Raw genomic sequence first — 19,911 nt, forward strand, 5'->3', positions numbered from 1 at the left:
GGATTAAGCTTCTACGGCCACAGCTTTGGCTTTTTTCTCTTTTTCCGGCTTTTCGGGGGTGAGTTTAATGCTCAAAAAGCGCATCACATTATCGTTAAGACGCATATCCCGTTCAATTAAAGCAATCTGCTGACCATCGCCATTGAAATTGAATAAAACGTAAATGCCATCGTTAAAGCGACGGATTTGGTAAGCTAGACGGCGTTTACCCCACACCTTCACCGATACTTCCTCGGCGGCATTGTTGGTTAAGAATTCTTGGTATTTGGTAACTTCTTGGCTCACCCGTTCTTCGTTAAGGTCGGGGCGGAGAATTACCATCAGTTCGTAACTATTCACAAGCACATGACTCCTTATGGACTTTAGGGCTTAAACTCGGGCAGGCGTAGCAACCATGATTGTTTGGGCTAGTTCATTCGCCATTGAAGACATTGTTACCGCCTAAAACCATGACTAGCTGACACCAAAGTTTGAGTAAAAGCAAGGATCTTTTATCATACTCGTTAGGGTGGCCGGGGAGCTAGAGGTTAATCCCATAGTTGAGCCTTTACCAAAAGCCGGTTCATGGACTGCAATATCCCTCTGACTCTAAACTTTGGGCAATATTGGATGGTTTGCCGTCCCCCTAATAACTTTTTTTGACACCACCATGGTCCAACGTTACGTTCGTATCCAGGCTAATGCCGGCACTGTCCATTACGGTTTGTTCCAATTGGATCACAGTGTAATTTTGTTAAGCGCGGCACCTTGGTTGGGGGGCCAAGCCTTGGATATTGCCATCAGTGAAGGGGATTATCGTTTACTCGCCCCCTGTGAACCCTCCAAAATTGTGGCGGTGGGGCGCAATTACCGGGCCCATGCGGCGGAACTGGGCAATGACGTGCCAGCGGAACCCCTGTTATTTTTCAAACCCCCTTCGGCGATCGCCGCTGACCAGGAAGAGATCGTTTACCCGCCCCAGTCCCAACGGGTGGACTACGAAGGGGAGTTGGCAGTCATTATCGGCAAACAGGTGAAAAACATTAGCGAAGAAGAAGCGGTTGGGGCTATTTGGGGCTACACCATTGCTAACGATATTACGGCCAGGGATTTACAGCGGCAGGATTCCCAGTGGACGAGGGCTAAGGGCTTTGATGGTTTTTGTCCCCTGGGGCCCTGGGTGGTGCGTCAGATTGACCCCGAGGCCCATTTGCAAACCACCGTCAACGATGAGGAGACTCCCCGGCAAGCTACGGCTATCAGCGATATGGTGTTTACTCCCCCCGTGTTGGTGAGCTACATTTCCCAGGTGATGACCCTCTACCCCGGGGACGTGATTTTGACCGGCACCCCGGAAGGCATTAGTTCCCTCCAGGTGGGGGATAAAGTGGATGTGGAAATTGAGGGCATTGGCAATTTGACTAACATAATCGTTGCGCCCACCCCACCTGCCCCAGAATTACCGGAAGCGGTGGAATTACAAGTAGATAGTTGAATAGTTAATTAGATGGTTGATTACTGCCGGCCGTTGATGTTCTGTGTTGACCGAAGATTTTTCTCTGCCCATGAGTGAACCCAACCTTAACCCTGCCTATACCCTCGACCAGGCGATCGCCAATCTGCAGCAAACAGAAGATGCCAGTGCCCGTTACTATGCGGCCTGGTGGATTGGTCGTTTTCGCGCTGCCCAGCCGGAAACCATTGCTGCTTTGTTAGTAGCCCTGGAAGATGAGACTGATCGCTCCCCGGACGGTGGTTATCCCCTACGACGGAATGCGGCCAAAGCCTTGGGAAAATTAGGCGATCGCCAGGTGGTGCCAGCTTTGATCAAAGCATTGGACTGTGACGATTACTATGTGCGGGAGTCAGCGGCCCAGGCCTTGGAGGGTTTGGGGGATAATCGGGCCATCGAACCCCTGATGGCCAAATTAAGAGGGGGACTGGAAGCGGCCCAACTTGTGGAGGGTAAGCCCCATTTGGCCCAACCCTACGAAGCGATCATTGAAGCCCTTGGCACTCTCCAGGCCACCCCTGCCATTGGACAAATTGAGCCATTTTTAGAGCATTTTTCCGCCAAAGTTCAATACGCTGCTGCCCGGGCCCTATTCCAACTGACGGGGGAGCATTACTACGGTGATCGCCTCATCAGCGCCCTAGGAGGCACAGACCTGCAATTACGCCGTTCCGCCATGATGGATTTAGGGGCCACTGGTTATTTACCCGGTGCCCAGGCGATCGCCAAAACCTTTGCGGAAAACAGTTTGAAGTTAATTGCTTTACGGGATTTGTGGTCAAGTTATCGGCAAGGGCGTTCTGACTCAGAAAGCTTAACCCCAGCCAGTGTAGAAATTTTAACTTTAATGGATAGTTTGCTCTAAGAATACTGGGTTTTGGATAATTTTTAAGTTAACCCTAGGGACTCTTCCAAAGCTCCAATTACCACCTCCGCCACCTGTTGAATGCGAAAACGACAGGCTAGGGTTTCGGTGGAGTTGAAACTACCATTTTCCCAAAATTTATTACTACCAGCACCGCCGCCACATAGGCCAAAGTAATCACAGGTTTGGCGACATTTTTCTACCCCCTCGGTCATATCCCGATAAATAGACTGAAACTTTTCCGTTTGACAGACAGATTCAAAGGAATCCGTTAAGACATTACCAAAAATAAAATCACCATACTGGGGAGTTTTAATGGCTAATAATTCTGGATCAAAAGTGGAAAAATTACCCCGGTGGTCAATACTAACAATGGCAAAGGGACGATTCATATCGGTGTGGTCTAATCTATCTTCGGTGTAGATCAAACTACATAAAGATTCAAATTCTCTCACCCTAAATTCCGGTTCACTGGCACTGGCCAATTGCCAAAATCTTTCCAGGAATTGTCGATATCTTTGCAAAGTGCCTTGCTTATTAAGAGACGATTCTGTATTAATGCCTTCTGTTTCCTCCATATTAAAACCCACATCCAACAGGTTATGATCCCGGAAAAAATGGAAAATCTCGTCGGGATAATCCAAGGATTCCTCGGTTAAAACAGCAATGACACTATGACAAATATCATTTTTTTGCAACCATTCAATGCCCCGCATGGTGGCAGCATGGCTACCTCGACCAGTTCTGGTTTTACGGTGTTTATCGTGGAGAAAAGCTGGGCCGTCCAAACTAATACCTACATGGACAGGATATTGTTTAAATAAATCACACCAAGCTTGGTTAACTAAAATACCATTGCTCTGAAAAGAATGATCAAACCAGAGTTGGCGGTGATTATACTTTTCCCCGTAGGCTTCAATCTGGGCAAAGGCTTGACGGTAAAATTCTAGCCCAGCGGCCAATGGTTCCCCCGCATGCCAACACAAACTAAAGTTACTGGTGGTGAAAGGACTAGCAAAAATTGCCTGCATGATTGGCTCTAAAAGCGCCAAAGGTAAATGGTTTTTTAAATGGCGATCGGGTAAATAACAGTAATCACAGTCTAGATTGCAATAGGAAGTAGGTTGGATAATAATTAAATTGGTGGGCCCAAATTTAGTGATGTCTATGGCGGAAGGGATGGTTTGGGTTTGTTTGACTAAGCTTTGCATAAACAGTCACCAAAGTTGGACGGGTAGGGGGTAATGACAATTAAATGGGTGCTAAATGGGGGCGGTGCAGACCCAGATTGACCTTTGGGCATTGGTTGGGTCCGGAATTAATTGTGGCGCTAATCCCAACTCTGATGCTTCAGTTTTTTCAAAATTAGAACCAAATATTTGTTTTAGTCGCTCCCGGGAAATTTCTATGGGAACGTTAAATGTGACGAAATAAACGCCCCAGGTACCGGCGGGAATCATCATTGCTGAAACGGGAAGGTCATAGTAGTTAGTTTCAATTTGATAGTAAGCAAAATCATCTTCAATTTTGTTGGGTAAAAGACGATCAAAAAACTGATGTTTTGGGCGATCAATATCTGCCCAAGGGGCAATGTAAATCCCTTCAAGCTGACATTCGGGGAAACCCTGCATCAGATCAGATCACCAAAATCCTTGTCAGTGGTGTTTGCGGGGGCGGCAAAACTGGGTTCCACTCGGACCAACTGGCAAACAACCATGGCTAGAGTCATCACCACCACCGCCTGGCCAACCACAGGAGTACAAGAAAACGACAACTTTACTTTTCCTCGGCCTCCGAATTAGTTCCATCCTTGCCAAAAATTACCAGCGATTAACAAAACCGCCGCCACCACCACGGTTAACAAAACCGCCGGCATCCCCCCAACCATTGCCCCAGGGATTATTGACATTGACGAAACCACCTCCACTATTACCATCGCCCCAACCACCTCGCCCTACATTGGCAAAGCCACCACCTCCAGAACCATCGGCCCATCCTCCCCGACGGGCATTACCGAAACCACCACCGCCGCCACCATTGGCAAAACCAGCCTGTAGGTCGACCCGATTGACGGGGGTTTCCTGTTGGGGCATTTGATTAGCCCTCTGCTGTAAAGCTGAGCTGAGGTTGTTTAACCGGGTCGAAAGGGCATTCTGGGGGTTAGTTCTCAGGGCATTGCCGGGTTCGGCCACTGTTCCCACCGCCGTTAGGGCAATTACAAATGCCGTCCAGCTAGAGCGATTATTGATAGCCATGGATATTGCTCCCAGATTAATGAGGTAATAGGGCAAAGGACAGATCTCAATGATAAGCCTTACCAACGGTTGATGAAGCCGCCTCCATCAGGCCAACGACGATTGTAAAAGCCTCCCCGATCGCCCCAGCCGTTGCGCCAAGGATTGATATTGCCGAAGCCACCGCCGCCTCGGCCATTGCCCCAGCCCCCTCTACCTAGGTTGACAAATGTACCGCCACCTCGGCCATTCCCCCAACCGATCGCCACCTGCATGGGGTTTTGGGGTGCCTGGGAAGTATTTTCCGCCGGATTATTGTTCTCTCCATTATCAGTGGTGTTCTGAAGGGTGGAATGGATACGGGCAATACGGGACTCAATGGTGGTATTTTGTCCTAGCCCATGGTGGTCGGTGGTGGCAGCCTGGGTTGGAGGGGATGTCATCCCGGCGATCGCCACAAGAAAAGCAGTCCAGCCAAGTTGGTTTGAGTTCATGGGAAATACCTAAATCGACAAAGGGAATGGGAAGAGAAATAGGGTTCAAAGGAAGCTAAATATACTTTAGAACATTAACCTAAAGCACCTTTGGCCCAATGATTTTACCAGCGGCTATTTTTGGGGCTCCATCACCTGCTCATGGGTAACCACTAGGTAATTGAAAAATTGCCGTAGCTTATCGTTGTCTGCGGGCACAAGTCCTTCGCTGCCAATCCATTTGTCGACAATGGCCACATCCTCCGGGTCACCGTGAATATAACCCTCCGCTAGCCGCACCAGGGCCCGATTGGCCAGGCGCAAAAAGCCAGAATTATTTTCCTGTACCATACAGCCAACGCCATACCTAATTTCCGCCGGTTGAGGAATAACTTTGGTGTTGGGCATATCCAAAACCTGCCGCAGTCCTCCCATTTGAATGCCATCCCCAGCCACGGCATCCACAGTACCTTTCTTCAACGCTTCCATGCCGGCACGCACACTGGTGACGGGGACCACCTCAATGTCGTCTTGGATAACCTTGATTGCATCCTCCACAATGGTGTTGGGTACTACGGCGACCCTCCGCCCCATCAGTGTTTCGCGGGAATTGATGGGGGTGTCATTGGGAACTAACAGTTGAATGCCCGCCACTGCATAGCTAACGGTAAAATCCACATAGCGGTCCCTTTCCCAGGTAAAGGCAGTGTCACAGACAATGTCTAGCTCTCCGGCTTTAACCTTTGGTAAGGCATCGCTCATATCCTGCACTTCGACGATCTGCAAAACCACATCCCGGCCTAATTCTTTGCCCACTTCCTCCCGGATACGATCAGCAATGTCAATGGAGTAACCCACCACCTCGTTGTTTTCGTTGATGTAGGAAAAGGGGACATTATCCAGGTTGGCCCCGATGGTTAGGTTCCCTGTACGGATAATTTTTTCCATTACCGTTTCGGCGATCGCCGCCTGGGCTCCCACCGTAGCTAGTAACAGTCCAATGAAGGTGGCGGACAACTGCTTCAACATGACATTAATTAACCGAAAAGTTTGCGTCCAGTCTAATATAGACCGGCTTTCACCTCGGTAAAGTAAAGAACTATTACAAACATTGTCACAATAATTTGCCATGACTTTTGGTATTCTCCACGGCGTTAGTGTGGGCCCCGGCGATCCGGAATTAATCACCCTCAAGGGATTAAAAATTTTACAATCCTGCCCCGTGGTAGCTTTTCCAGCCGGTTTACAAGGGCGATCGGGAATCGCCGAAAAAATTATTCATTCCTACCTAAACACCGAACAAATTACCCTGCCCCTACAGTTTCCCTATGTGCAAACAACGGAAATTTTAGAGCAGGCTTGGCAAGAAGCAGCGGCGGAAGTTTGGCTTTATTTGGAAAAAGGTTGGGATGTGGCCTTTGCCTGTGAAGGGGATATCAGTTTTTACAGCACCTTTACCTACCTTGCCCAAACCCTGAAAACCAATCATCCCCAATTGAAAGTTAACTATGTTGCCGGGGTTAGTTCCCCCTTTGCTGGGGCTTCCACTCTCGGTTTACCATTGACTTGCCAAGAGGAAAAGTTAGCGATTTTGCCGGCACTATATTGCCCAGAAGAACTGGAGAAAACGCTCGATTGGGCTGAGGTAGTGGTGTTGATGAAAGTCCGGTTAGTATATGAACAGGTGTGGCAAATCCTAGCAGATAGAAAACTTTTAAACCGTGCTTGGGTGTTAGAAAAAATCTCTACTACCGAAGAGAAAATTTATCATCCTTTAACTAATTATCCCCAATTATCGCTGTCCTATTTTTCCCTGGTATTGATCAAGCAGAATTAACACGTATGCTTGGAGTGGTTCTCCATTGATAATCAACCTTTTACTCTGTCCCGATTGATAACCAGTCTACAAACTTAAGTTATGCCTGCCACTACTGTTGATTTTACCTCTATGGTTAATCAAAGTAAGATTGAGACTGCTAAGGTCTTTACCAAAGAAGCTTTTAGCTCTGGTTAGTGTCTTACTTTCAATTAAATCAACTATAAGTTATACAGTCCTGCGGAACATTTAGCTCTAAAGTAAAAAGCTGAACAAAGGCATGGATACTGCAACGGAACTATTATTTCTGTGGCTGGTGGATCTTTTAACGACAATCAAATAGTTATCAATTTCTGTGCGTTTTTGGGAATCGCCTTAAAGCCACAAAAAGCAAAAGTTTTGTCAGCGATCTACGGGTCTGAATACCGGAAACCAATCGCTATACTTACCCAAATCTATTTGTGATCCGAGAGGAAGCCAAATTTTATGAAAGTCGTACTGATACAGTCTTGAATCCAACTTTGATTGTAGAAGTTCTTTCCCCATTCACATCTGAGTATGGCCGGGGTGAAAAATTTAGAGCATATCTTTCCGTCACTGGTTTCCGGGAATACTGGTTAGTAGAACAATCCTAATCGTAAGTTGAAAAGCACTGTAAAATCATGACGGTATTTGGCTTTATCTGACTAATGAAGACCTCCAATCCACGATTCCGATCGCCAATCTTAAATTTGGTGGTGACCATGGCGGATATTTACGAAGCAGCGATGTTTTCTTAGCTAAACTTCCCCATCAAAGGCTAATAACTTTTTCTAGATGGAGTAATTCCTCTGCCCGTTGGCAATCTCGACTGATCTGATTTTTTAATTCATCTAAATTAGCAAACTTTGTTTCTGGCCGGAGATAGTGGAGCAATGCCGCCTCCAACCCCTGGCCATACAAATCCCCCGACCATTGCAAAAGATGTACTTCTGCCGAGGGCTCTCGACCATTGACTGTGGGGCGATCCCCAATGTTAATCACCGCTGGGATGGGGACTTCAAGGCAATCTAAACTCACCGAACCGGCGTAGACCCCATATTTGGGCCAAAGCTTATCTTCGGGCAAACAAAGATTAGCAGTGGGAAAACCAAGTTTTCGCCCCAATTGTTGCCCCTGCACTACTGTCCCCCGCAGACCATAGGGTCGCCCCAGTAAATTATTAGCTGTGGCCAGTTGACCTTCTTTTAACGCTTTGCGAATACGAGAACTACTAATTCTTTCCGTATCGGTTTGTTCCAACTCAGCGATCGCCACTGTGATGCCAAATTCCTGGCCGAGCCTTGCCAAATCCTGGACATTGCCTTGACGTTGATAACCAAAACAAAAATCCTCGCCTACGCTGATAAATTTAGCTTGCAACTGCTCCACTAGAATAGATTGGACAAATTCCCTCGGGCTAAGGTTGGCTAATTTTTCTGTGAAGGGTAATAAAACTAATTGCTCAATGCCGATTACTGTTAATTGTTCTGCTTTTTCCGGTAGGGGCGTTAGTAAAGGTTGGGTACGGCCGCTAAAAAAACTGCGGGGATGGGGATTAAAACTTACCACCGCTGAATGTAATGGATGTTCCACTGCCTGGGCAAAGTTCATCACCTGGCGCAACACCACCCCATGGCCCCGATGGACCCCATCGAAATTCCCCAGGGCGATCGCCGTTGGGGTCTGTAAAGCATTGGTGGCAGAAAGAATACGCAAAGTGGTCGGCAGTTAATAAATAGCTATAATCGGGTCGGATTCGGATCAGATATTGAGCAGTGGTGGGACAAAAAGTTTAACTTTGACGACCAGATTGGGATCAATTATCAATCAAGTATAGGTAAAAAAATACGACAGTCAGCCGCCGTTTTAAGAGTGGTACGCCGCTCCTAAATAGAGTTCCCCCACCAAAGGGTCATCAAGCAAACTTTGACCTGACCCTTCCAATTTGTCCTTGCCATTTTCTAGCACATAACCCCGATCAGCCATCATCAGAGCTTGCTTGGCATTTTGCTCCACTAAAATAATTGCTTTTCCCGTAGAGTTAATGGCCTTGATTTGGGCAAACACATCCTTCACTAAAATAGGTGACAGGGCGGCGGAGGGCTCATCCAATAACAACAAATCCGGGTCTAGCATTAAAGCCCGACCCATGGCCAACATTTGTCGTTCCCCCCCAGATAAAGTACCGGCCCTTTGGTTACGTCGTTGGGCCAATTTGGGAAACATGGTGTAGATGCGATCCTTTAGAACCTGGGTAGGGCCATGGTGCAAAAAAGCTCCCATATCTAAATTTTCCGCCACCGTTAAACTGCCAAACACGTTGCAAACCTGGGGTACGTAGCACATTCCCCGGCGTACAATCTGGTCAGAACTTAGCCCAGCAATATTCTCCCCTTTAAAAATGATTTCTCCTTCACTAGGGGTTAGTAAACCAAAAATAGTCTTCGCTAGGGTGGATTTTCCTGCTCCGTTGGGGCCGATGACTGTTACCAACTCCCCCGCAGCAATGGAAAAATTGATGCCCTGCAAGATAGGTACATCAGCCACATAACCGGCGAAAACATCCTTGACAATAAGGAGGTCAGACATAGAGAGCAGTGGAAAAAGTTGGTCAGCTTTGGTTAGCAGGATTAGTCAGTTTGGCCATATTCAAACCGGTTTAAGGGAGTTAAGTCACCCCTAACTAAAACTACGCGGGAGTTTTTTGCAGGTCGGGACGTTCTTCTGGCAGAATAGCCCCTTCCACTGGGCAAACTTGGAGGCAAATGCCGCAATCAATGCAGGTGGCAAAATCAATCCAGTACCAGTCGGTGCCAATGGTGTTTTTCCCTTCTCCAGGGTGGATGCAGGCAACAGGGCAGGCCTCGACACAGTCGGCCACGCCTTCACAGGTTTCCGTAACAATGGTATGGGGCATATTTCGCCAGGGTCAAAATTTCAAAAGTTGGGGAATTTTTACAAATTGTCACATCTCTAAGGTTAGCGGACGTTCAACCCCTGAGGCAATCGAAACAACGGGGATTGATCGGAAATTTTCCCTGACCAGTTATCCTGGGAGGAAGTATTGTGTGAGGAAAAGTCAAGATGGTTGTGTCCCCCATCCACAGTCGTGGTTTAGATTTGCCTTTGCCTTCAACAGGGGGGGAATTCGGTCTGGGTCTGCCCCGATCGCCCTTATTTGGCACCGATGGCATCCGGGGTAAAGCAGGGGAATTGCTCACAGCACCTTTGGCTTTATCGTTAGGCTTTTGGGCAGGTCAGGTGTTGAAGCAACAGGCCAATGGGGCCGGCCCAGTGATTATCGGCCAGGATTCTCGTCTTTCCAGCGATATGCTTGCCAATGCCATGGCTGCCGGTTTGAATAGTGCCGGGGTAGAAGTGTGGCAGTTGGGACTTTGTCCTACTCCCTGCGTGGCTTATTTAACCAGAAAAACAGCGGCGATCGGGGGCATTATGATTTCCGCTAGCCATAATCCGCCGGAGGATAATGGCATTAAGTTTTTTGACGAACAGGGATTGAAATTGCCCAAATCCCTCGCCATGGCGATCGAAGCCGGTCTACGGGGACAACACCAGACTTGGACAATTAACACAAGCAAATGGGGAAGGAGCTATGGCCAACCCCAACAGGTTCAGCACTACCAGGATTTTTTGCTGAGTAGTTTGCCCCAACCCATAGATTTTCACGGTTTGAAAGTGGTGTTGGATCTGGCCTGGGGCGCATCGGTTAACTTGGCTCCCCATATTTTCCGCAGTTTAGGAGCTGAGGTCATCGCCCTGCATCATTTAGCCGATGGCAGTCAGATTAATGTGGACTGCGGTTCTACCCACCTACATGGTTTACAAAAAGCGGTGCAGGAAGCCGGGGCAGATTTAGGTTTTGCCTTTGACGGCGATGCCGACCGGGTAATGGCGGTGGATGCCCAGGGTCAGCCGGTGGATGGGGATTATATCCTCTTCCTATGGGGCAAAACTCTTCAAAAAAGTAATCATTTGCCCGATAACTTAATTGTCGGCACCGTTATGGCCAATCTGGCCTTTGAGCGAGCGTGGGAAAAATTGGGAGGCAAGTTAATCCGCACAGCGGTGGGGGACCAAAACGTCCAAGCCCAAATGTGGGAAACCGGGGCCATGCTGGGGGGAGAACAGTCGGGGCACATTATTTGTCACCACCACAGCTATTCCGGGGATGGTTTACAAGCGGCCCTCCATCTCACTGCCTTAGTCAAACAATCTGGTTTATCCCTGGGGGAACTGCTGGAAGAAAGTTTCCAACCCTATCCCCAAATTCTTCGTAACGTCAGAGTACTGGACCGGGAGCTTCGTTTACACTGGCAAGAATGTGAATCTCTACAGCAGGCGATCGCCACGGCGGAGGCGGCCATGGGAAGCGCAGGGAGAATTTTAGTCCGGGCTTCCGGCACAGAACCACTAATTCGGGTCATGGTGGAAGCGTCCTGTGCTACAACAGCGGTCCATTGGTCAGACAAACTTACGGCCGCTGTGCGATGCCACTTGGAGGAAAACTAACGTGCCTCAGTCACCAATGCAATTATTTACCGCCGTAGAAAAAGGCAATTTCTTTATCCTTCAGGGGAGCAAAACCAGCATCAATTAATTTCTGGTCCAATTCAACCTGGGGGATATGCTTGGCCCCAATGCGGACAATGCGGGATCGCATGGTGTTACTGACCCCACTACGTTGGCGCCCCGCTTCCAAATCCATCACTTGCCGATAAAGTTCCAACTTGGCTTGGGGAATTTCACTGCCGTCAAAATCGATTCCAGCGGCGATCGCCTGGTCAATGGCGTCGGCTCCTTTAGTGGTGTCAACCATGGTAAAAATTACCCTCAATTTTTTCTCAATCATCCTAACCAAAAAGGGCACCAAAATTATCCTCAATAAACTGACGGTGCTACCCTATTTTTCGCGCTTTAATTTCCAGTCTCAAAAGCAAATCCCCCACCAACTAGGGCAGGGGACAAGCTTAATCACCTAACAGAGGAATTCGTTAACCGAATTTACCCGCTGTAGAAGCAATTAGGAATGCCGCATAGGTGAGGACATAACCAACGGTAAAGTGGGCTAAGCCAACCAAACGGGCTTGAACGATGGACAGAGCAACGGGCTTATCCTTCCAACGAACCAAGTTGGCCAGAGGAGTGCGCTCATGGGCCCAAACGATGGTTTCGATCAGCTCTTGCCAGTAACCCCGCCAAGAGATGAGGAACATGAAGCCGGTGGCCCAAACCAGGTGTCCGAAGAGGAACATCCAGGCCCAAACGGAGAGATTGTTTACACCGTAGGGATTGTAGCCGTTGATCAACTGAGCGGAGTTTGCCCAGAGATAATCCCGGAACCAACCCATCAGGTAGGTGGAATTCTCGTTGAACTGAGCAACGTTACCGGTCCAAACACCGAGATGTTTCCAGTGCCAGTAGAAGGTCAACCAACCCAAGGTGTTTAGCATCCAGAACATGGCCAGGTAGAAGGCATCCCAAGCAGAGATGTCGCAGGTACCGCCACGGCCGGGGCCGTCACAGGGGAAGGAGTAACCGAAGTCTTTTTTGTCAGGCATTAGCTTGGAACCACGGGCATCCAAAGCACCTTTGATCAAAATCAGGGCAGTGGTATGCAACCCTAGGGCGATCGCATGGTGAACCAAGAAATCGCCAGGGCCAATGGTCAAGAACAGGGAGTTAGTACCACTGTTGATGGCATCTAGCCAACCGGGTAACCAAGCGGCACCGGTGGTGGAAGCAATGCTATCAGGATTGGAGAGCAACACGTCAAAGCCATAGAGGGCTTTACCGGAAGTTGCCTGAATCCATTGGGCAAAAACAGGCTCGATCAAGATTTGTTTTTCGGGGGTACCGAAGGCCACCACTACGTCGTTGTGGACATAGAGACCTAGGGTATGGAAGCCCAAGAAGAGGGATACCCAGCTTAAGTGGGAAATCAGAGCTTCTTTGTGCTCCAGCATCCGAGCCAGAACGTTGTCTTTGTTAGCGACAGGATCATAATCCCGGACAAAGAAAATGGCACCGTGGGCAAAGGCTCCCACCATCAGGAATCCAGCAATGTACTGGTGATGGGTATAGAGGGCCGCTTGGGTAGTGTGATCCTGGGCAATAAAGGCGTAGGAGGGCAGGGAGTACATGTGCTGCGCCACCAGGGAAGTGATAACCCCTAGACTTGCCAAGGCTAAGCCAAGTTGGAAGTGCAGGGAGTTATTGATGGTGTCGAACAGGTTGGTATGGCCTGCGCCGGTAAGGGGGCCTTTATGGGCATTAAGGATTTCCTTGATGCTGTGGCCAATGCCCCAGTTGGTACGATACATGTGACCAGCAATGATGAAGATCACGGCGATCGCCAAATGGTGGTGAGCAATGTCCGTCAACCAGAGAGCTTCCGTTTGGGGATGGAAACCACCCAAGAAGGTCAGGATAGCGGTACCAGCACCTTCGGAAGTACCAAAAATGTGGCCAGCGGTGTCGGGATCCGCCGCATACACACCCCAGTTACCGGTGAAGAAAGGCATCAAACCGGCCGGGTGGGGAGGAGTGGACAAAAAGTTATCCCAACCTACGTGTTGACCCCGGGCTTCGGGAATCGCAACGTGGATCAAATGACCGGCCCAAGCCAAGGAGCTAACCCCGAACAAACCAGCCAAGTGGTGGTTGAGGCGGGACTCAGCATTTTTGAACCAAGCCAAGCTCGGACGGAACTTCGGTTGGAGATGTAGCCAGCCCGCAAAAAGAAACAGGGAAGCCAACACTAATAGGAAGACCGCACCAGAGTAGAGCTCTTGGTTGGTAGTCATACCAATAGTGTAGAACCAGTGGTAAACCCCGGAATAAGCAATGTTAACCGGGTTAGAAGCCCCAGCTTGGGTGAAGGCATTAACAGCCCCTTCGCCAAAATGGGGGTCCCAAATCGCATGGGCGATCGGGCGGATATTTAAAGGATCTTTAATCCATTGTTCAAAGTTACCCTGCCACGCAACGTGGAAGAGGGTGCCAGACGTCCACAGGAAAATGATGGCGATGTGTCCAAAGTGGGAGGCAAAAATCTTTTGGTAAAGATTTTCCTCGGTCATCCCATCGTGGGTTTCAAAGTCGTGGGCCGTAGCAATCCCGTACCAAATACGCCGTGTAGTCGGGTCTTGGGCGAGATCCTGGCTAAATTTAGGAAATTTAGTTGCCATAGCTTTTTCGGAAATTCTCCTCGTTAAGCAAGCAAAATGAGGCTAATGCAGAAGCGCTGCTCATTTCCGGATTGTTAAAGCCACTATAACAAGGGGTTATAGGGGTGAATATAGGGTAAAAGCGAAATTTAAACCGCTTCTATTAAAGGCTGGGGAGGGCGAGGGATAGGGAAGATTAAAGTTAGTTGATTGAACAAACCCAATCTCCCCATTAACTATCCCGGAAAACCCAACTTCAGCTCAAAGTCTAGCCAATGGAAAGACTGCGGGCGAGGAAGAACGCCCAGGTGGTGACGATACCTCCGAGGAGATAGTGCGCCACACCGACCGCACGACCTTGAATGATGCTCAAAGCGCGGGGCTGAATGGCCGGAGCCACATTCAGTTTGTTGTGAGCCCAAACAATGGACTCGATTAACTCTTGCCAGTATCCCCGTCCGCTGAACAGGAACATGAGGCTGAAGGCGAAGACAAAGTGTCCAGCGAGGAACATGATGCCATAGGCCGACAGGGCAGAACCATAGGAGTTAATCACGTTGGCGGCTTGGGCCCAGAGGAAGTCCCTCAACCAGCCGTTGATGGTGATGGCACTCTGGGCGAAGTTGCCGAGGGTCACATGGGTGACACTGCCATCGGGAGCAACTGTACCCCAAACATCGGATTGCATTTTCCAACTGAAGTGGAAGATGACGATGGAAAGGGAGTTGTACATCCAGAACAGGCCGAGGAAAACGTGGTCCCAACCAGAAACTTGGCAGGTGCCACCCCGACCAGGGCCATCACAGGGGAAACGGAAGCCGAGGTTAGCCTTATCAGGAACAAGGCGAGAACTACGGGCATAGAGAACCCCTTTGAGGAGGATCAGAGCCGTTACGTGGATAGTGAAGGCGTGGATATGGTGAACCATGAAGTCGGCAGTACCCAAGGTGATGGGCATCATGGCGACTTTACCGGCAACGGCAACGGTTTCTCCGCCGAAGGCATAGCTGGCAGTGGCCAAGGCATGGGGAGCGGTGGCTCCGGGGGCCAAGGTGTGCAGGTGCTGTACCCATTGGGCAAAGATCGGTTGCAGTTGAATAGCCGTGTCGGAAAACATGTCCTGGGGACGGCCTAGAGCCCGCATGGTGTCGTTGTGGATGTAGAGACCGAAGCTATGGAAGCCGAGGAAAATACATACCCAGTTGAGATGGGAAATGATTGCATCACGGTGACGCAGTACCCGATCCAGCAGGTTATTAACGTTTTTAGCGGGATCGTAATCACGCACCATAAAGATTGCGCCGTGGGCACCGGCCCCTACAATAAGGAAGCCGCCAATCCACATATGGTGGGTAAACAGGGATAACTGCGTGGCGTAATCGATCGCCTGGTAGGGATAGGGCGGCATCGCATACATGTGTTGTGCAACGATGATCGTCAAAGAGCCTAACAGAGCCAGATTGATGGCCAGTTGAGCGTGCCAGGAAGTGGTCAGGATTTCATAAAGTCCCTTGTGACCTTCCCCGGTGAAGGGGCCCTTGTGGGCTTCGAGGATCTCTTTCATGCTGTGGCCGATGCCCCAGTTCGTGCGGTACATGTGACCAGCAATGATGAACAGGACGGCGATCGCCAAATGGTGGTGGGCTACATCACTAAGCCAGAGGCTACCGGTGACGGGGTTGAGACCGCCTTTGAAGGTCAAGAAATCGGAATAGGCGCCCCAGTTAAGGGTGAAGAAAGGGGTCAACCCTTGGGCAAAACCTGGGAACCATTCCGCCATCTTGGCTGCGTCCATGACATATTCATGGGGCAAAGGAATGTCCTTAGGTGCCACGCCAGCATCCAATAACTTGTTCACAGGCAGGGATACATGGATCAAGTGACCAGTCCAGCCCAGGGAACCTAAACCCAACAAACCAGCCAAGTGATGGTTCATCATCGACTCCACGTTTTGGAACCATTCCAATTTGGGAGCTTTGACGTGGTAGTGGAACCAGCCAGCGAACAGCATTAGGGCAGCCATAACCAAACCACCAATGGCGGTGCAGTAGAGCTGATAGCTATCGGTGAAACCGGAGGCCCGCCAGAGATAGAACAAGCCGGACGTAATCTGAATACCGTGGAAGCCGCCCCCCACATCCCCGTTCAAAATGCCTTGACCAACGATGGGCCAAACCACTTGGGCACTGGGTTTGATATGGGTGGGGTCAGCTAGCCAACCTTCGTAATTGGAAAATTTCGCGCCGTGGAAGTACATTCCACTCAGCCAAACAAAGATCACAGCGAGGTGCCCAAAGTGGGCACTGAAGATTTTGCGCGAAACATCTTCTAAATCGCTGGTCTGACTATCAAAATCATGGGCATTGGCATGGAGATTCCAAATCCAAGTGGTGGTTTTGGGACCTCTAGCTAAAGTCCGGTCGAAGTGACCCGGCTTGCCCCACTTCTCAAAGGAAGTCGGTACCGGATTGTTATCAACCGAGACTTTGGCCTTAGCCTCTCTTTCGGGTGGACTAATTGTCATGCAGGGTTCTCCTCGCTCGACAATGAACTATTAAGGGTTTCCTATGCAGAATAGTGTAATAGAGGAAGCGTAAAAAAGGGAATTAGTTTTCGCTTCATAATAACGATGTTAAACCTTGCACAGATAGGCGTTTTCAGCAAACATCACTAGAAGATAATACGGCCTCCCCTCCCCTAGGCAAGACCTGCTTAACAATAATTAAAAAATGGCTCAACCCTGACTGGTTATAGTTCCTAGATTTTGGAAAGACTTACAAAAGTCAAGACAAAGTTGAACTTTGTTACAAAAATTTACAGCGTTTTCATCAACTTACAACTGATAGCAATGGCCCCCGACAAAAATCAGATAGAAATTAATCAATGTTGTTACCACAACGGTTTTAATTTTAAGAAATGTTAAGGAATGTATTTTACCAATGATCTCCATAGATGGAAATTGTGATCGCCCTGGGGAATCTGACTCGGATTTACCCCTGGATTCCCATCCGCAACGGAAAAACCAGCCCAGCGGCCTGACTTGGACTCCCCTGGAATGTTTTGCGGAAATTAAAAATCCTTGGTTGATCCTAAAGGGGGAAAGGTGGCGGGATGATCAGCAAAGGGAATTCGATTATTGGCGAGTGGAAAAAGCTGACTCGTTGATAGTGTTGCCTCAACAGGACGATCGCCTACTTTTGCCCCATCCCATCTTTCGGCCGGGGGTGGGCAGGGCAACTTGGGATTTTCCTGGAGGTCGTCTAAAGAATTTGGCCAGGATGGAGGACACATTGGTCGCCATTCTTAATCGGGAACTGGCTTTGCCGGCCGACTCCATTAGCAAGATCCTGCTTCTTAACCCCGGCGGCTGGTCCGTCAATAGCTCTTTTTCCAATCAAAAACTCTATGGTTACTGGGTCAGCGTTGATCCTAACTATGCCATTAACCCCAAGGTGATCGGTGCCCAGTTTCAGGTCCCTCAACAGCTGCCGGATTTGCTGAGCATTTTGGACTGTTTACAATGTCGGAGCCTACTGCGGGAATGGCAACAGAGAAATGAACTGGTTGATGGTCACAGCTAAATTACCGCATCCAGCCCTAGCCCTGAAGTGAACTTTTGGCCAAACTTGGCCAACGGTGATCGTCATCCCTTCCAATTATCCAGACTTATCATTTACTTAAGCAAATGGTTGTTGATCTGGGATTTTATTTAACCTATGATATGGTGTAACGAATAACACTGTTTCTATGCTTCCGGCTTTTACCATAGTCGAATGGCAATGGTTTTGCCCTCCTTAGGCGTAGATAAAATAAATCATTTAAACCGGTACTGTAATTGCATTGGCTTTTCCCCGTCTAGGTTTTAAGCCGTGCCCATCCCCCAGAACTGAGAAAGCTTAGCCTTTTTTTGATGGCTGGAGCATTTGGCGAAGCAAATTAAAACCTTATTAACAAATTTCCCACAACCCCCATGTTAGAAAGTTTGAGTCAAATCATCTGGTTAGTGCCTTGCTACGCTCTTTTGGGGGCAATGTTGGCAGTCCCTTGGTCACCGGGCTTAACTCGACAAACGGGGCCGAGGCCAGCGGGCTACATCAGCATTTTAATGACTTTCATTGCATTGGTGCATAGTCTGCTGGTGCTTAGTTATATTTGGCAGCACCCCGCCATCGACCTTTCTTTTCCTTGGTTACAGGCCGCCGACTTAAAAATTGACCTCGACTTAAAAATATCCACCGTTAACATTGCTGCCTTGGTGTTGATTACTGGTCTTAATTTGGCGGCACAAATTTATGCCGTGGGTTATTTGGAAAGGGATTGGGGCTGGGCCAGATTTTTCTCTTTAATGGCTCTATTTGAAGCTGGTTTATGCACATTAGTTTTGTGCAATTCACTATTTTTCAGCTACGTTGTTCTGGAAATATTGACCCTGGGAACCTATCTTTTAATTGGCTATTGGTTTAATCAATCCCTGGTGGTAACAGGGGCAAGGGATGCTTTCCTCACTAAACGGGTAGGAGATTTAGTTTTATTGATGGGGGTAGTAGCTTTACTTCCTTTAGCTGGTAGTTGGAATTACGATGACCTGGCCCAATGGGCTGCCACCACGGATTTAAATTCCACTGCCGCCACGCTACTTTGTCTAGCTTTAATTGCTGGGCCTTTGGGCAAATGTGCTCAATTTCCTTTGCATCTTTGGTTAGATGAAGCGATGGAAGGACCCATTCCCGCTACCATTTTGCGAAATACCTTAGTGGTATCGACGGGGGCTTGGGTGTTGGTAAAGGTGCAACCAATTCTTGCTCTTTCCCCGGTTGCTCTAACTGTGATGGTGGTTGTGGGTTCCCTAACGGCGATCGGTGCCTCTTTGATCGCCATTGCCCAGATTGATATTAAACGTTTCCTTTCCTATGTTGTTAGTGCATACATGGGTTTGGTGTTTATCGCTGTGGGCACCGGTCAAGGAGAAATTGCTCTACAACTAATTTTGACTTATACCTTTGCCATGGCAATTCTGGTCATGTGTGTTGGGGGAATTATTCTTAACAATGTTACCCAGGATTTAACTCAATATGGTGGTCTTTGGAGTCGTCGTCCAATTTCTGGTTTAAGTTATCTGGTCGGTATTGTTTCCCTCATTGCTCTACCTCCTTTTGGTACTTTCTGGGCTTGGTTAAAACTAACGGAAAATTTGGCAGTTAAATCTCCTTTGTTAGTGGGGGTACTGCTACTGGTTAACCTACTCACGGCTTTTAATGTAACCCGTGGATTTTGTTTGATTTTCTTTGGTGAAGTTAAACCCATGACCCGGCGATCGCCGGAAGGATTGTGGGCGCTGGTGTTGCCCATGGTGATCACAGTGGGTTTTGCGTTGCATATGTCTTTAATCCTGAAGCAAGCCAATTTATTACCCAATTTTGCTGATATCAATTGGAACTTAAGCTTAGTATTGATTATGTCTAGCCTGATTGGTATAGGTAGTTCGGCTTTTGTCTATCTCAACCCCACAATAGCTAAGCCGGTTCGTTTGCCGTTTTCCCCAGTGCAAAACTTCTTTGCCTATGACCTGTACACAGACAAATTCTATAAGATCACAATTGTAGCCATAATCGATTCAATTTCCCGCCTGATCAACTGGTTTGATAAGACCGTGGTGGATGGAGTGATCAATTTAATTGGTATTGCGACAATCTTCAGTGGTCAAAGTCTTAAATATAATGTCTCGGGGCAAACACAGTTTTATGTTCTTTCCATTGTTTTAGGTTTGACCTTAATTGGGGCTTTACTCAGCTACTCCCTGCTTGGTCAGGCCTTTTAAGCCTA

Annotated in this window: 20 protein-coding genes; 7 read left to right on the forward strand and 13 right to left on the reverse strand. The window is 48.5% G+C overall.

Features of this window, described 5'->3' with window-relative positions; all coding sequences use genetic code 11:
* Positions 1-3: 3 nt before the first annotated feature.
* A complete protein-coding gene (rpsF, locus tag D082_RS12875) occupies positions 4-345 on the reverse strand; it encodes a 30S ribosomal protein S6 (RefSeq protein WP_028947254.1) in 342 nt (113 codons plus the stop codon).
* Between the two features lie 304 nt (positions 346-649).
* Between rpsF and D082_RS12880 the strand changes: the two genes are divergently transcribed.
* Positions 650-1,474 (forward strand): fumarylacetoacetate hydrolase family protein, encoded by an 825-nt coding sequence (locus tag D082_RS12880; protein ID WP_028947253.1) that lies wholly within the window; start codon positions 650-652, stop codon positions 1,472-1,474.
* A gap of 70 nt (positions 1,475-1,544) precedes the next feature.
* Entirely contained in the window at positions 1,545-2,357 is an 813-nt protein-coding gene (locus D082_RS12885; protein ID WP_038530931.1) for a HEAT repeat domain-containing protein, read from the forward strand.
* Positions 2,358-2,380: 23 nt separating this feature from the next.
* Here D082_RS12885 and grrM read toward each other — a convergent pair whose 3' ends face one another.
* The 6 genes from grrM to grrP form a co-directional block, all read right to left on the reverse strand.
* Positions 2,381-3,568: a cyclophane-forming radical SAM/SPASM peptide maturase GrrM/OscB gene (gene grrM / locus D082_RS12890; RefSeq protein WP_028947251.1), complete on the reverse strand. Its 1,188-nt coding sequence runs from the start codon at positions 3,566-3,568 to the stop codon at positions 2,381-2,383.
* A gap of 51 nt (positions 3,569-3,619) precedes the next feature.
* Positions 3,620-3,988 carry a hypothetical protein gene (locus tag D082_RS12895; RefSeq protein WP_238546727.1) on the reverse strand — a complete coding sequence of 123 codons (369 nt, stop codon included), beginning with the start codon at positions 3,986-3,988 and terminating at the stop codon, positions 3,620-3,622.
* On the reverse strand, positions 3,988-4,131 hold the full coding sequence (locus D082_RS19110) for a hypothetical protein (protein WP_238546728.1): 144 nt from the start codon (positions 4,129-4,131) through the stop codon (positions 3,988-3,990). The genes D082_RS12895 and D082_RS19110 overlap by 1 nt, the downstream gene beginning before the upstream one ends.
* Positions 4,132-4,177: 46 nt before the next feature.
* Positions 4,178-4,612 (reverse strand): GrrA/OscA1 family cyclophane-containing rSAM-modified RiPP, encoded by a 435-nt coding sequence (gene grrA, locus D082_RS12900; RefSeq protein ID WP_028947250.1) that lies wholly within the window; start codon positions 4,610-4,612, stop codon positions 4,178-4,180.
* Positions 4,613-4,671: 59 nt separating this feature from the next.
* Positions 4,672-5,085, reverse strand: a complete 414-nt coding sequence (gene grrA / locus D082_RS12905) for a GrrA/OscA1 family cyclophane-containing rSAM-modified RiPP (protein ID WP_028947249.1) — start codon at positions 5,083-5,085, stop codon at positions 4,672-4,674.
* A gap of 114 nt (positions 5,086-5,199) precedes the next feature.
* On the reverse strand, positions 5,200-6,093 hold the full coding sequence (grrP, locus tag D082_RS12910; protein WP_028947248.1) for an extracellular substrate binding-like orphan protein GrrP: 894 nt from the start codon (positions 6,091-6,093) through the stop codon (positions 5,200-5,202).
* 100 nt (positions 6,094-6,193) lie between these two features.
* Between grrP and D082_RS12915 the strand changes: the two genes are divergently transcribed.
* Both D082_RS12915 and D082_RS19430 read left to right on the forward strand, forming a co-directional pair.
* Entirely contained in the window at positions 6,194-6,901 is a 708-nt protein-coding gene (locus tag D082_RS12915; RefSeq protein ID WP_028947247.1) for a precorrin-2 C(20)-methyltransferase, read from the forward strand.
* A gap of 401 nt (positions 6,902-7,302) precedes the next feature.
* Complete coding sequence (locus tag D082_RS19430) at positions 7,303-7,515, forward strand: Uma2 family endonuclease (protein ID WP_081857662.1); 213 nt, start codon at positions 7,303-7,305, stop codon at positions 7,513-7,515.
* 157 nt (positions 7,516-7,672) lie between these two features.
* Here the strand turns inward: D082_RS19430 and D082_RS12920 are convergent, their stop codons facing one another.
* From D082_RS12920 to D082_RS12930, 3 genes are all read right to left on the reverse strand, one after another.
* Positions 7,673-8,617, reverse strand: coding sequence for a bifunctional riboflavin kinase/FAD synthetase (locus D082_RS12920; protein WP_028947246.1), 945 nt, complete (start codon positions 8,615-8,617; stop codon positions 7,673-7,675).
* A 150-nt stretch (positions 8,618-8,767) separates the two neighbouring features.
* Positions 8,768-9,490 carry an ABC transporter ATP-binding protein gene (locus D082_RS12925; RefSeq protein ID WP_028947245.1) on the reverse strand — a complete coding sequence of 241 codons (723 nt, stop codon included), beginning with the start codon at positions 9,488-9,490 and terminating at the stop codon, positions 8,768-8,770.
* Between the two features lie 100 nt (positions 9,491-9,590).
* A complete protein-coding gene (locus D082_RS12930; RefSeq protein WP_028947244.1) occupies positions 9,591-9,818 on the reverse strand; it encodes a ferredoxin family protein in 228 nt (75 codons plus the stop codon).
* Positions 9,819-9,985: 167 nt separating this feature from the next.
* Here D082_RS12930 and glmM point away from each other — a divergent pair, with 167 nt between their 5' ends.
* A complete protein-coding gene (glmM, locus tag D082_RS12935) occupies positions 9,986-11,431 on the forward strand; it encodes a phosphoglucosamine mutase (protein ID WP_028947243.1) in 1,446 nt (481 codons plus the stop codon).
* Positions 11,432-11,453: 22 nt separating this feature from the next.
* On the opposite strand, the gene D082_RS12940 is transcribed toward glmM, so the two are convergent.
* The 3 genes from D082_RS12940 to psaA form a co-directional block, all read right to left on the reverse strand.
* On the reverse strand, positions 11,454-11,738 hold the full coding sequence (locus tag D082_RS12940; RefSeq protein ID WP_028947242.1) for a DUF4090 family protein: 285 nt from the start codon (positions 11,736-11,738) through the stop codon (positions 11,454-11,456).
* 175 nt (positions 11,739-11,913) lie between these two features.
* The gene (psaB, locus tag D082_RS12945) at positions 11,914-14,109 is read right to left on the reverse strand and encodes a photosystem I core protein PsaB (RefSeq protein ID WP_028947241.1); all 2,196 of its coding nucleotides are present in this window, start codon (positions 14,107-14,109) and stop codon (positions 11,914-11,916) included.
* A 247-nt stretch (positions 14,110-14,356) separates the two neighbouring features.
* On the reverse strand, positions 14,357-16,612 hold the full coding sequence (psaA, locus tag D082_RS12950) for a photosystem I core protein PsaA (protein WP_028947240.1): 2,256 nt from the start codon (positions 16,610-16,612) through the stop codon (positions 14,357-14,359).
* A gap of 415 nt (positions 16,613-17,027) precedes the next feature.
* Between psaA and D082_RS12955 the strand changes: the two genes are divergently transcribed.
* Complete coding sequence (locus D082_RS12955) at positions 17,028-17,669, forward strand: hypothetical protein (protein ID WP_028947239.1); 642 nt, start codon at positions 17,028-17,030, stop codon at positions 17,667-17,669.
* 389 nt (positions 17,670-18,058) lie between these two features.
* Positions 18,059-19,906: an NAD(P)H-quinone oxidoreductase subunit F gene (locus tag D082_RS12960; RefSeq protein ID WP_028947238.1), complete on the forward strand. Its 1,848-nt coding sequence runs from the start codon at positions 18,059-18,061 to the stop codon at positions 19,904-19,906.
* Positions 19,907-19,911: the final 5 nt, after the last annotated feature.

The sequence above is a fragment of the Synechocystis sp. PCC 6714 genome, from assembly GCF_000478825.2.
Taxonomy (GTDB): domain Bacteria; phylum Cyanobacteriota; class Cyanobacteriia; order Cyanobacteriales; family Microcystaceae; genus Synechocystis.